The 12,850-nt window shown below is 66.5% G+C and carries 12 protein-coding genes; 10 read left to right on the forward strand and 2 right to left on the reverse strand.

The features are described 5' to 3' along the window. Positions 1 to 9 precede the first annotated feature (9 nt). Genes gmd through C1I89_RS09370 form a run of 9 tightly spaced genes read left to right on the forward strand, consistent with a single transcriptional unit; the run spans position 10 to position 9,513 of the window. Complete coding sequence (gene gmd, locus C1I89_RS09330) at positions 10 to 1,119, forward strand: GDP-mannose 4,6-dehydratase (protein WP_102772471.1); 1,110 nt, start codon at positions 10 to 12, stop codon at positions 1,117 to 1,119. 6 nt (positions 1,120 to 1,125) lie between these two features. Further along, positions 1,126 to 2,079 (forward strand): GDP-L-fucose synthase family protein, encoded by a 954-nt coding sequence (locus C1I89_RS09335; RefSeq protein ID WP_102772472.1) that lies wholly within the window; start codon positions 1,126 to 1,128, stop codon positions 2,077 to 2,079. Between the two features lie 24 nt (positions 2,080 to 2,103). Beyond that, the gene (locus C1I89_RS09340; RefSeq protein WP_102772473.1) at positions 2,104 to 3,420 is read left to right on the forward strand and encodes a lipopolysaccharide biosynthesis protein; all 1,317 of its coding nucleotides are present in this window, start codon (positions 2,104 to 2,106) and stop codon (positions 3,418 to 3,420) included. Positions 3,421 to 3,440: 20 nt separating this feature from the next. After that, complete coding sequence (locus C1I89_RS09345) at positions 3,441 to 4,343, forward strand: glycosyltransferase family 2 protein (protein ID WP_102772474.1); 903 nt, start codon at positions 3,441 to 3,443, stop codon at positions 4,341 to 4,343. Positions 4,344 to 4,378: 35 nt separating this feature from the next. Continuing rightward, positions 4,379 to 5,671 carry an O-antigen ligase family protein gene (locus C1I89_RS09350; RefSeq protein ID WP_102772475.1) on the forward strand — a complete coding sequence of 431 codons (1,293 nt, stop codon included), beginning with the start codon at positions 4,379 to 4,381 and terminating at the stop codon, positions 5,669 to 5,671. Further along, on the forward strand, positions 5,664 to 6,806 hold the full coding sequence (locus C1I89_RS09355) for a glycosyltransferase (RefSeq protein ID WP_102772476.1): 1,143 nt from the start codon (positions 5,664 to 5,666) through the stop codon (positions 6,804 to 6,806). Before C1I89_RS09350 ends, C1I89_RS09355 begins: the two co-directional genes overlap by 8 nt. Before the next feature lie 12 nt (positions 6,807 to 6,818). Further along, complete coding sequence (locus C1I89_RS09360; protein WP_102772477.1) at positions 6,819 to 7,706, forward strand: glycosyltransferase family 2 protein; 888 nt, start codon at positions 6,819 to 6,821, stop codon at positions 7,704 to 7,706. Beyond that, on the forward strand, positions 7,703 to 8,263 hold the full coding sequence (locus tag C1I89_RS09365) for a putative colanic acid biosynthesis acetyltransferase (protein WP_102772478.1): 561 nt from the start codon (positions 7,703 to 7,705) through the stop codon (positions 8,261 to 8,263). Before C1I89_RS09360 ends, C1I89_RS09365 begins: the two co-directional genes overlap by 4 nt. Beyond that, complete coding sequence (locus C1I89_RS09370) at positions 8,260 to 9,513, forward strand: glycosyltransferase WbuB (protein ID WP_102772479.1); 1,254 nt, start codon at positions 8,260 to 8,262, stop codon at positions 9,511 to 9,513. The genes C1I89_RS09365 and C1I89_RS09370 overlap by 4 nt, the downstream gene beginning before the upstream one ends. 243 nt (positions 9,514 to 9,756) lie before the next feature. Here C1I89_RS09370 and C1I89_RS09375 read toward each other — a convergent pair whose 3' ends face one another. Beyond that, positions 9,757 to 10,422: a response regulator transcription factor gene (locus C1I89_RS09375; RefSeq protein ID WP_102772480.1), complete on the reverse strand. Its 666-nt coding sequence runs from the start codon at positions 10,420 to 10,422 to the stop codon at positions 9,757 to 9,759. 356 nt (positions 10,423 to 10,778) lie between these two features. After that, the gene (locus tag C1I89_RS09380) at positions 10,779 to 11,465 is read right to left on the reverse strand and encodes a response regulator transcription factor (RefSeq protein WP_440130626.1); all 687 of its coding nucleotides are present in this window, start codon (positions 11,463 to 11,465) and stop codon (positions 10,779 to 10,781) included. An 81-nt stretch (positions 11,466 to 11,546) separates the two neighbouring features. Between C1I89_RS09380 and C1I89_RS09385 the strand changes: the two genes are divergently transcribed. Then, positions 11,547 to 12,512, forward strand: coding sequence for an IS5 family transposase (locus tag C1I89_RS09385; protein ID WP_102770808.1), 966 nt, complete (start codon positions 11,547 to 11,549; stop codon positions 12,510 to 12,512). The last annotated feature ends 338 nt before the right edge of the window (positions 12,513 to 12,850 follow it).

The raw sequence follows: 12,850 nt of genomic DNA on the forward strand, positions 1-12,850 counted from the left end.
GATACAACCATGCCAAAACGGGCATTGATTACCGGCGTCACCGGCCAAGACGGGTCCTACCTGGCGGAGTTCCTGCTTGCCAAGGGCTATGAGGTCCACGGCATCAAGCGGCGCGCTTCCCTGTTCAATACGGCCCGCATCGATCACCTGTACCAGGACCCTCATGACCAGCCGCGCAACTTCGTGCTGCACCACGGCGACATGACCGATTCCTGCAGCCTGATCCGTATCGTCCAGTCGGTGCAGCCGGACGAGATCTACAACCTGGCCGCGCAAAGCCACGTCGGGGTCTCGTTCGAAGAACCGGAATACACCGCCAACGCCGACGGCCTGGGCACCCTGCGCCTCCTGGAAGCCATCCGCATCCTGAAGCTGGAGAACAAGACCCGCTTCTACCAGGCCTCGACCTCCGAGCTGTACGGCCTGGTGCAGGAGATTCCGCAGAAGGAAACCACGCCGTTCTATCCGCGCAGCCCGTACGCGGCGGCCAAGCTGTACGCCTACTGGATCAGCGTGAACTACCGCGAAGCCTATGGCATGTACGCCTGCAACGGCATCCTGTTCAACCACGAATCGCCCAAGCGCGGCGAGACCTTCGTGACCCGCAAGATCACCCGCGGCCTGGCCCGCATCGTGCTGGGCCTGCAGGAGTGCCTGTACCTGGGCAACCTGTCGGCGCTGCGCGACTGGGGCCATGCGCGCGACTACGTCGAAATGCAGTGGCTGATGCTGCAGCAGGACACGCCCGAGGACTACGTCATCGCCACCGGCATGCAGTACAGCGTGCGCGAGTTCATCAATACCGCCGCGCGCGAGCTGGGCATCCTGCTGGCCTGGGAAGGCGAAGGCCTGGAAGAGACCGCCACCGTGCTGTTCTCGCCGGTGCACGACGTCAAGCCCGGCCAGGTCATCGTGCGCGTGGACCCGCGCTACTTCCGCCCCACCGAAGTGGAAACCCTGCTGGGCGATCCCACCAAGGCGCGCGAGAAGCTGGGCTGGTCGCCTCGCACTTCCTTCGCCGAACTGGTCAAGGAAATGATCGAGAGCGACCTGCGCGACGCGCGGCGCGATGCGCTGGTCGAGCAGAACGGCTACGAAATCTACGCCTACAAGGAGTAGTCGGACATGACGAACCAGGAGCAACGCGTCTTCGTCGCCGGGCATCGCGGCATGGTGGGCGCCGCGATCACCCGCGAGCTGCAGCGCCGCGGCTACGGCAACGTGATCACCCGCAGCCGCGCCGAACTGGACCTGGAAAACCAGAACCAGGTGCACCGCTTTTTCTCGACCACGCCGGTCGACGTGGTGTACCTGGCCGCCGCCAAGGTGGGCGGCATCCTGGCCAATCAGACGCACCCGGTGGAGTTTCTGTACAAGAACCTCATGATCCAGTGCAACGTCATCCGCGCCGCCCACGCGGCGGGGGTGCGCAAGCTGTTGTTCCTGGGTTCGTCATGCATCTACCCGCGCGAGGCGCCGCAGCCCATCCACGAGGACGCCCTGCTCACCGGGCCGCTGGAATCCACCAACGAACCGTACGCGATCGCCAAGATCGCTGGCCTGAAGCTGTGCGAGGCGTACCAGCGCGAATACGGCGCGCGCTTCATCTGCGCGATGCCGACCAATCTGTACGGCCCGCACGACAACTACGACCTGCAGAACAGCCACGTGCTGCCCGCGCTGATCCGCAAGTTCCATGAAGGGCGCGAAGCCGGCCAGGACGCCGTGACCATCTGGGGCACGGGCGCGCCGCTGCGCGAGTTCCTGTACGTCGACGACCTGGCCCAGGCCTGCGTGATGCTGATGGAGCATCCCGACGCCGAGGGCATCTACAACATCGGCGCGGGGCAGGACATCTCCATCGCCGACCTGGCCAGGCTGGTGGCGCGCGTGGTCGGCTACACCGGCGAAATCGTCTACGACACCAGCAAGCCCGACGGCACGCCGCGCAAGCTGATGGATTCGTCGCGGATGCAGGCGCTGGGCTGGAAGCCGGAGATCTCGCTGACCCACGGCATCACGCTGGCCTACGGGCATTTCCTGCGCGAGCGCACGCAGCAAGCGCTGCCCGTGGCCTGACGGCCGTATCGACAGGCCCTCGCCATGCTCGGATTGCTCAGGAAACACATCGCCGGCAACGCCTCCTTCTGGGGGCTGGTGGAGTACGGCATCGGCCCGGTGGCGGCGCTGGTGGCCCTGCCCATCCTGTTCCGCCAGCTGGGCACGGTGGGCTTCGGCCAGTATTCCATGATCATCGCCCTGGCCGGCTTCGGCAACGCCGCCAACCTGGGCGCGGCGGTGACGGCCACCAAGCTGGTGTCCGAGCGCCTGCACGAGCCCGGCGGCGCCTATCGCGCCGCCGGCGTCAGCATGTCGCTGATCGGCTGCGCGCTGGGCGTGGTGACGCTGGCCGCCCTCATGCTGTGGGGCGCGGTGGGCCTGGGCTGGCCCGACGCCACTTTCGGCGGCGTGGCGGTGACGATGCTGGCGCTGCCGGCGCTGGCCATCTACCTGACCCAGCAGTACGACCAATTGTTCTCGGGCTGCCTGAAGGGGCGCGAGGATTTCCGCGCCACGGCGCTGTGCGAGGTGTTCAGCCGCAGCGGCACGATGGCGCTGGCCTGCGCCACGGCCTGGATGACGGCCTCGCCCACCTGGACCGGACTGGCTCAGGCGCTCGGGCTGCTGCTGGCTGGCAGCGTCAAGATGGGCGTGTTCTCGCGCGCCTACGGCCGCTTGGTGGTGCGCCCCGTGCGCGACCGCGGCGCGATGATGGACGCCTTCCGCTTTTCGCGCTGGTCCTGGCTCAACAGCCTGAGCGCGCTGGCCTTCGGCTCGGTGGACCGCGTGCTGGTGGGCAGCCTGATGGGGCCCGCCGCGCTGGCCATCTATACCGTGGGCGTGCAGGTCGGGCAGATCATCCACACCGCCTCGGTCGCCATTTTCCAGAAGGCCATGCCGCGCGTGAGCCGGCTGTCGGCCTCCCCTCCCTATCCCGGCGCCGCCGAACGCGAGATCCGCCGCATGATGCTGTGGAACCTGGCGCTGTCGGCCGGGGCCACGATCGCCGTGCTGGCCGTCAGCCGCCCGCTTCTGAACATGTTGCTCAGCGCCAGCGTGGCTCAGGACCACCTTGGAACCTTCCAGCTGCTCATCATCGCGTCGGGGCTGCTGTCCCTGAACGCCGCGGCGCATTTCTCCCTGCTCGGACTCGGCAATTCGCGGGCGGTCGCCATCCTGAACGGACTGGGCGGCCTGGCGATGCTGTGCGTCATGGCGGGGCTGGTGCAGATTGCGGGCGAACACGCCGCCGCCTGGGGCCGCATGGCCTACGCGGCGATCACGCTGGCGGGCGTGGCCTTCGCCATCCGCCAATCCCGTCCCGATTTCCCTGGTGTCGTGCCTGCGGCCACCCGATAACCAACAAGCTGAGGTATTCCATGCGCAAGCGCCATAACGAGTATTCACGCCAGCTCATCGACTTTGTCCGCGAGCTCCGCCCGCCAGCCCCGATCGCCGGCGGCCTGATGCCCAAGGTGACCATCGTGACGCCCTCGTTCAACCAGGCCCGCTTCCTGGAACGCACGATTCTGTCGGTGCTGAACCAGGGCTATCCGCGGCTGGAGTACATCATCATCGACGGCGGCTCGACCGACGGCAGCGTGGACATCATCCGCAAGTACGAGCGCTACCTGAGCTATTGGGAAAGCACGCCCGACCGCGGCCAGTCCCACGCCATCAACAAGGGCTTCGAGCGCGCCACCGGCGACTACGTGGGCTGGCAGAACTCCGACGACCTGTATTTCCCGGGCGCGCTGCGCAAGCTGGGCGCGGCCGCGTCCAAGGGCCGCGCGCCCATCGTCAGCGGCAACCTGTTCGTGGCCGACGCCAACAACCGGATCTTCCGCAAGATCCACTACACCCCGGTTAACCGGGGCACGCTGACGGTGGTCAAGGCCTCCATCCCGAACCAGTCCGCCATCTTCCGCCGCGACCTGCTGCGCAAGTACGGCCTGCTGCAGGAAAGCATGCGCTACTGCATGGACCTGGAGCTGTGGAGCCGCCTGCTGCGCGAGGGCAAGAACCTGATCGTGCCCGACGCCATGGGCGTGTACACGGTCCACGACGAGACCAAGACCGCGCTGATGCAGGACGTGCTGCTGGAGGAGCGCGAGCAGATCGTGACCCGCATCCGGCGCACCGAGCCGGGCCTGGGCCGCCTGTTCGAACTGTCGTGCAGGGCCTCCAAGGTGGCCGCGCACGCGCGCCAGGGCGATCTGTCCTACCTGTTCGAAAAGCTGACCACCAAGATCTTCGGCCGCGACGACTGGGCCGCCCACTAGCATCGCCGGGCCCAGCCTGACGGAGAAAAGCCGCAATGAATCCGCACCGCCGCCTTTCCACTCTGCACCTGCTCGGCCTGTTCGCCTTCACCGCGCTGGCGCTCAACGACGACCGCTTCATCCTGGGGGTGGGCAGCTTCAAGCTGTCGCCCTTCGATTTCCTGTTCGTCGCCATGCTGGGGGTCAAGGCGCTGCGGCTGGCGGACCCGCGCGCCTACGCCCTGCCGCGCGGCCTGCTGGGCCTGCTGCTGGGGCTGCAGGCGCTGTCGGTGGTCTACCTGCTGCTGGTGTCGGTGGACCACCCCGGCATCGAGACCGGCGACGTGGCGCGCGACCTGCGCATCGTGTTCTATTTCCTGTGCACGCCGTTCCTTTGCTACAAGGACATCGACAGCCCGCATGCCTACGCCGTGCTGCAGAAGTACATCGTGGCGGCCTGCCTGGCCGTGGCCACGCTGATGCTGCTGGAGCAGCTGCAGGGTTTCAGCGTGTCCAATCCGCTGCGCAACGTGCGCCTGGGCGTGTGGGCCATTCCCTTCGGCGTGGTGTCGCTGCTGTACTTCCGGCGCACGCTGAACGTGTCCGGCCCCAAGGCCTATGCGCTGACCGTCTACATGCTGCTGGCGCTGGTGTTTTCGCTCAACCGCAGCCAGTACCTGCAGCTGGCCGCCTCGGTGCTGATCGCCGTGCTGCTGGGCGCCGGCCCAGAGATCCGGCGGCGCGCCGTGCTGGTGTTCGCGCCGGCCGCGATCGCCGGCGTGCTGGTGTTCGCCAGCATCGGCTACCTGGACGTGCTGACCAACCGCATCTTCAGCGTCGAGCGCCTGGACGAGGACTCCAGCTACGGCGCGCGCATCCAGGAGATGCAGGGCCAGATGGACTCCTTCGCCGAAAGCCCGGTGTTCGGCAAGGGCGCCGGCTTTCGCAGCTGGGTGATGGGCGAGAACGGCTTCGAGCTGAGCACCTTCGCCCACAACTCCTGGGCCTTCTACCTGATGAAGTTCGGCGTGGTCGGCACCATCATGATCATGCTGCCGCCGCTGCTCATCCTGCTGCTGACGCTGCTCAGGCGCTACGCTCATCCCGGCCTGGAGCTGCACCGGCGCTACCTGCTGGCCACCGCGCCCATCTACATCTTCATCGATTCGCTCTCGGGCGGCCTGGCCTACGCGCCCAAGACCGCCTTCACCGGATTCCTGCTGTGCTATTGCCTGTCGCTGATGCGCAATGCGCAGATCATGCCCGTTCCCTCGACTACGCCGCCCGCCCCCAGCCCCCGTCCGGCCGCCGCGCGCCGGGCGCCAACACGAGTGATCCCACATGCCTGATGTTTTGTTTGTCGCGCCGGACCTGCACGGCGGCGTCGGAAGATGCGTCGCCTTCATCGTGGACGCGCTGCCGGAACAGGGGGTGGATTCCGCCCTGTTCCTGCTGCGCTCGCGCAACCGGGAATATCCCGTCTCCAACCCCAAGGTCACGCGTGCGCTGCCCGTGTACGAATCGCCCGCCGCGCTGCGCCTGATGCTGCCCGTGGCGTTCCTGCGCCTGCTGCGCCAGATCCGGCGCGACAAGCCGGCCATCGTCTGCTCGCACGGCCTGCTGTGCAACATGCTGGTGGTGCTGGCCAAGAAACTGCTGCGCGGCCGCTTCAGCACCGTCGCCTTCGAGCACAGCAGCCCCGCCATCCATTACGGCGCCTCGCGCATGCGGCGCCTGAAGTGCTGGCTGGTGAGCCAGACCTACCGGCGCCACGACGCCGTGGTCGGCGTATCGCGCGGCGTCAAGGAGGACCTGGTCAGCATGTTCCCGCCGCTGCGCGGCAAGGTCCACACCATCTACAACGGCGTGCCGCTGGACAATGTCCGCCGCCAGGGCGCGGCCGCCGCGCCCCAGCCGCCGCAGCAGGCCCCGGCGCAGGCGCCCTACCACGTGGTGGCGGTCGGCCGCCTCGAAGCGGTCAAGGACTACGCCACCCTGATCGACGCGGCCGCGCTGCTGGACGATCCCGGCATCGCCTTCACCATCCTGGGCGAAGGCTCCGAACACGACGCCCTGCAGAAACGCATCGACGAACACGGCTCGCGCACCCCGGTCAGGCTGGCCGGCCACATCGACAACCCGTTTCCGGTGATCGCCGGCGCCGGCGCCTTCGCCCTGACCTCGGTGCGCGAGAGCTTCGGCAACGTGCTGGTCGAGGCGCTGTGCCTGGGCGTGCCGGTGATTTCCACGGACTGTCCCCACGGCCCCGCCGAGATCCTGGACGCGGGCCGCTACGGCCTGCTGGTGCCGGTGGGCGACGCCGCGGCGCTGGCCGACGCGGTGCGCCGCCTGGCCTACGACAGCGAGATGCGGCAGCGGCTGGCCGCCCAGGGCCCCGAACGCGCCGACGCGTTTTCCCTGGAGCGGCACTGCCGCAACGTCATCTCGCTATTTCAGCCGCTCATGCAGCGCGGCACGCCCTGAACAGGAAGCATCATGCAGAAGATACCGGTTTCGGTCGTCGTCATGACGAAGAACGAGGAACGCAACATCGCCAAGTGCCTGAAGGCGCTGGTCGAATTCGATGAAGTCTTCGTGGTGGACTCCAACAGCACGGACGCCACCTGCTCCATGGCGACCGCGCTGGGGGCCAAGGTCTCCAACTTCCAGTGGAACGGCAAGTATCCGAAGAAAAAGCAGTGGTGCCTGGAGCAGCTGCCGTTCTCGCATCCCGTGGTGCTGTACGTGGACGCCGACGAGGAAATGACCCCGGGCCTGGCCGCCGAGATCCGCGAGGCGCTGCCGCGCTTCGCCGCCGGCGCCGGCGGCGCCTTCGTGCCCTTCGACTACGTGTTCTGCGGCAAGAAGCTGGAGCACGGCCACCGCGTCTACAAGCTGGCGCTGCTGGCGCGCGACCGTTCGCGCTTCCTGGACTACGACGACCTGGACGTGGCCCACATGTGGGAGGTCGAGGGGCATTACCAGCCGCAGGTCGAGGGCGAGACCTTCGCGCTGCGCGAGCGCATGGTGCACAACGACCACGATTCGCTCTTCCACTATTTCGACAAGCACAACCGCTATTCCGACTGGGAAGCCAACCTGCGCACCAAGGGCCTGATGAACGACCCGCGCGAAGCCAACGTGGGCGCGCGCGCCCTGCTCAAGCGCATCTTCCAGGCCATGCCGTTCAAGGCGCCGATCGCCTTTCTGCACTCCTACGTGTTCCGGCTCGGCTTCCTGGACGGCAAGGCCGGCTACGACTACGCGGTGGCGCGCGCCATGTACTACTGGCAGATCCGCATCAAGACCGAGGAAATCCAGAAGGCGCGCCAGGCCAGCGCGGCCGCGGCGCGCGACGACGCCGTGGCGGGAGCGGCGAAATGAGCGCCCTGCAGCGTCTGGACCAGTTCACGCTGGCGCCCGGCCAGCGCGGCCGCTCCGCCCTGACGGTGCAGCTGTGGTGGATGGTGCAGGGCACGCTGTTTCGCTGGTCGCCGCAGGTGGCGTACGGATTTCGCCGCTGGCTGCTGCGCTGCTTCGGCGCGCGCATCGGCCGCAAGGTCCTGATCCGGCCCAGCGCCACGGTCACCTACCCCTGGAAGGTGGAGATCGGCGACTACGCCTGGATCGGCGACGAGGCGGTGATCTACAGCCTCGGGCCCATCCACATCGGCGCCCATGCCGTGGTGTCGCAGCGCAGCTACCTGTGCGCGGCCGACCATGACGCCGCGCAGCCCGCGTTTCCGCTGCGCGAGCGCGCCGTGCGCATCGAGGAAGGCGCCTGGGTCGCCACCGACGTATTCATCGGTCCCGGCGTGACTGTGGGGCGCGAAACCGTGGTCGGCGCCCGCAGTTCCGTATTCCGCAACCTGCCAGCCGGCATGATCTGCCACGGCAATCCCTGCCGGCCGGTGCGGCCGCGCCAGGCTGGCCCGGCATGAAAATCCTCGTCTACGGCATCAACTACGCGCCCGAGCTGACCGGCATCGGCAAGTACAGCGCCGAAATGGCCGAATGGATGGCCGCGCGCGGCCACCAGGTCAGCGTCGTGACCGCCCCGCCCTACTACCCCCAGTGGCAGGTGCAGGAAGGCTACCGCGCGGGCCGCTATCGCAAGGAAACGCGGCGCGGCGTCACCGTGCGCCGCGCGCCGCTCTGGGTGCCGGCCAGGCCGGGCGGGCTCAAGCGCCTCATCCACCTGGCCAGCTTCGCCCTGTCCAGCCTGCCGTCGCTGCTGCGCGCCGCCGCCGGCCGCCCCGACCTGATCCTGGTGGTCGAGCCGGCGCTGTTCTGCGCGCCCGCCGCGTGGCTGGCCGCAAGGCTGTGCGGCGCGCGCGCGTGGCTGCACATCCAGGACTACGAAGTGGACGCGGCCTTCGAGCTGGGCCTGCTCAAGGGCGCCGGCCTGCGCGCCGCCGTGCGCCGCGCCGAACGCTGGTTGATGCGCCGCTTCGACCGCGTCTCCACCATCTCGGGCCGCATGCTGGACCTGGCGCTGGCCAAAGGCGTCGACCCCGGCCGCGCCCTGCTGCTGCCCAACTGGATAGACGTGAACGCCATCGCGCCGCGCAGCGGCGGCGACTACCGCGCCGAACTGGGCATTCCGGCCGACGCCGTGGTCGCGCTGTACTCGGGCAACATGGGCGGCAAGCAGGGCCTGCAGACCCTGGCCGACGTGGCGCGCCGCCTGGACGGCGAGACCCGCCTATGGTTCGTGTTCTGCGGCCAGGGCCCGGAACGCGCGCCGCTGCAGGCCGCCTGCCAGGGACTGGAGCGGGTGCGCTTCCTGGACCTGCAGCCGGCCGAGCGGCTGGGCGAACTGCTGAACACCGCCGACGTCCACCTGCTGCCGCAACGCGCCGGCGCGGCCGACCTGGTCATGCCGTCCAAGCTGACCGGCATGCTGGCCAGCGGCCGGCCCGTGGTCTGCGGCGCCGCGCCCGGCACCGAACTGGCCGCCGTCGTGGCGCGCTGCGGCCTGGTGACCCCGCCCGAAGACGGCGCGGCCATGGCCGCAGCCGTGCGCACGCTGGCCGACGACGCGCCCCGGCGCGAAGCCCTGGGCGCGGCCGCGCGGCAGTATGCGTTGGCGCATCTGCACATCGATGCGGTGCTGGCCGAGGCGGAGCGTGAGTTCATTGCGGTGGCCGAGTCGAAAGACAAACCGGCCGAGCGCAACGCCGGGGTTTGAGGCGGGGAAAACCGGTCTTCATGTGGCGTTCAGCGCGTAGGATGGGTGCAGCGCGCGCTTGCCCGGGCCAGAACGCCGGATCTCCAACGCGCGTAACCCATCGGCCGGCGCAAGCCGGCGATTCTGGTGCCGGCAAGAAATCCAACTCTGCATGCGACGAAAAACGGCGGCTGGCGCCGCCTGATGGGTTGCGCGCGTTTGGCGCTTGGGTTCTTGTGTCGGTGGTCTCGCGCTTGACCCATCCTACGGGTCTTCATCCTGGCGGATCGCGGTCGGTGGGGCGCCGTTGCGGACCAGGCCCATCTGCACGGCGATGTAGGCGGCTTCGGCCTGGTTGCGGGCGTTGAGCTTCCAATACAGGGTGCGCGCATGGCTCTTGACGGTGGCCACCGAGATGCCGACCTGTTCGCCGATCTCGCGCATGGTCTTGCCCTGCACCAGCAGTTGCAGGATCTCTTCCTGTCTTTGCGTCAGCTCGCGTAGCGCCTGCGGCGCGGCCTGGGTGGCGCCCTGCGGCCGGGCCACCGCCTGCGGATAGCATTGGCCGCCCGCCATCACCAGGCTCACCGCCGCGGCCAGCGCGTCCGGGTTGGACGCCTTGGGCAGATAGCCCGCGACGCCGGCGCGCGCGCATGCCGTCATCACGCCCTGGTCCAGCACGGTGTACAGCACCAGCACCAGGCGCGGCATGAAGAACGCCATGGACTGCGACAGCAGGCCCACGTCCTGTTCCGCCAGGCCGCTGCAGCCCACCACCAGCAGTTCCACTGGGCGGTTGATAGAGCTGGACATGTTGAGCAGATGCGCTGGCGAGATGGCCAGGATGTCGTCGGCGTTGCGTACGCGCTCCAGCACATGCTGGATCGCCACACGAAGCAGAGCGTAGTCTTCGATCAGTACGGTTGTCATCCCCGGGGGAACCTTGTGACACTCGGCCCATACACGGTTCCCATGACGCTGGCGCATCGCTTGCCGCTATCGCGGCGTGACGGCGTCATCGACTTCACGGGAAGCTCGCCCACAGCATCGGATCGCATTGGCGAGGCGGCGGTGGTTCGCCCTTTCGAGCCATGCTTGCGGACACAACCCATGCTATCAGCGGCTACGTCCGCTGAATCTCGTACAGGTGGATGAATGGCGGTGGAATGCGCTTGCATTGCGACCGCTGCACTGCTATGAACGGCGTAGCCTCGATGGCTATGCGCATCCGGCAGCGGGACGCCTGACGTCCCGGACTGCCGGACCGACTGCGCGACCGGCAAGCGCTATCCCACCTTGCGCCCATACATCTGTCCTGCGTCCACATCCCTGCCACTGCTGGGCTCGTGCCATTCCAGCGTGGCGCCGCGCTGCAGCGCCGCGTAGACGGCTTCGCCCTTGTTTTTGACATGCAACCGTTGGTACAGCGTACAAGCGTGCGTCTTGGCCGTCGCCACCGAGATATTGAGCATCCTGCTGACCGTCTTGATCGGATAGCCGCGGGCCAGCAGCACCAGCACTTCATACTGGCGCGGGGTGATCTGCAGCAACTGCGCGCCCGCGCTGACCGGCATGGCGCTCTTGGCGGGAGCGTCCTCGGCGTCGCGCGCCGGCAAGGCGCACACCGACTGCTGCGCCGGCGCCTGGATGGCCTGCTCGCTGGGGAAGCACTGGCCGCCGGCCATGACCAGGCGGATGGCCGCCTCCAGGATTTCGACCGAAGCCGTTTTCATCAGGCAGCCGTAGATGCTGCTTCCCGGCAGGCCCTGCACCGGCATCGGCAATGGCATGACGTCCGTCAGAAGCAGGATCCGCTTCGGCGTCAGCACCCGCTGGATTTCATGCAGCGCGCTCCACGCTTCGTCGGTATCCACCGGCAGTCCATAGATCAGGAGATCGGCGCCAGCGTGCACGCCATCGGCCTTGGAAATATCCGCCAGGCCCATCCCCTCGATTTCCCACACATCGTCCAACTTGCTAAGGAACCTCTGAACAAGTCCAACGAACCTGTCAGAATATAAGTTATTGAAAACAGTCCGATCCGAGTGAACCCGATGAGCCAGTTGAGTTTTTCCGAAGCCGAGTACGTTGGCAAACGCAAGAAAACGCGCCGTGAGAAGTTTCTGGCCAAGATGGAGCGTGCGGTGCCGTGGAAGCTCTTTGCCGATCTGGTCGATCCGCATTACCCCAAACCGGGCATCGGTCGTCCACCGTATCCGCTGGAAACGATGCTGCGCATCTACTTCATGCAACTGTGGTTTTCGCTGTCGGACCCGGCCATGGAAGAGACGCTGTACGACAGCTTTTCGATGCGCCAGTTTGCCAAACTGCCTGGAGGTCGTGTGCCGGACGAGACCACCATTTTGAACTTCCGTCATCTGCTCGAGCAGCACAACATTGCCGACCAAGCGCTTGAGGCGGTCAACCTGCTGTTGCAGGATCAAGGCATTCAGGTGCGCAAAGGCACCATTGTGGACGCCACAATTATCGATGCACCCAGCTCGACCAAGAACGCCAGCGGCACGCGGGACCCCGAGATGCATCAGACCAAAAAGGGAAACCAGTGGCACTTTGGGATGAAGGCCCACATTGGGGTTGATCTTCACAGCGGGCTGGTCCACACGGTGGTGGGCACCGCTGCCAATGAGCATGATGTTACTCAGGCGGCTGCGTTGCTGCATGGTGAAGAAACGTTGGCTTTTGGCGATGCCGGTTATCAAGGCGTAGACAAACGACCCGAGCACCAAGGGCGTGACGTAACCTGGCACATTGCCATGCGCCCCGGCAAACGGCGCGCCTTGGGTAACAGCGCAATTGATCGTTTGACGCAAAACATTGAGCGGGCCAAATCCAGTCTTCGAGCCAAGGTTGAGCATCCGTTTCGTGTCATCAAATGCCAATTCGGGTTTCGTAAAGTCAGATTCCGTGGACTGGCCAAGAACACTGCGCATTTGAAAATGTTGTTTACGCTGTCCAATATCTGGATGGCACGCCGCCCGTTGACGGCGGTGGCAGGGTAAGTGCGCCCAAAAAGCGCCAACAGGCCCGAAAACGGGCCTGATCGGGGTGCAAACAACCCGAAAGTGGCGATGATTTGAGCAGTTTTTAACCATTTTTGAATACTTTGGTCATGAGGTCGATTTTTGGATGTTTGAAATCGAGTTCTTCAGACCTTCCCTAGGCCGTCGAAAAACCGGGAGGACACCATGGCCAAGATGGTCCTGATTGAAGCCCATCCGCTCCTGCGGCTGGGGTTGTGGCAGATTCTTAGGGAACCTCTGAACAAGTCCAACGAACCTGTCAGAATATAAGTTATTGAAAACAGTCCGATCCGAGTGAACCCGATGAGCCAGTTGAG

Source organism: Achromobacter pulmonis (genome assembly GCF_002885955.2).
GTDB classification, from domain to species: Bacteria; Pseudomonadota; Gammaproteobacteria; order Burkholderiales; family Burkholderiaceae_B; genus Achromobacter; species Achromobacter pulmonis_A.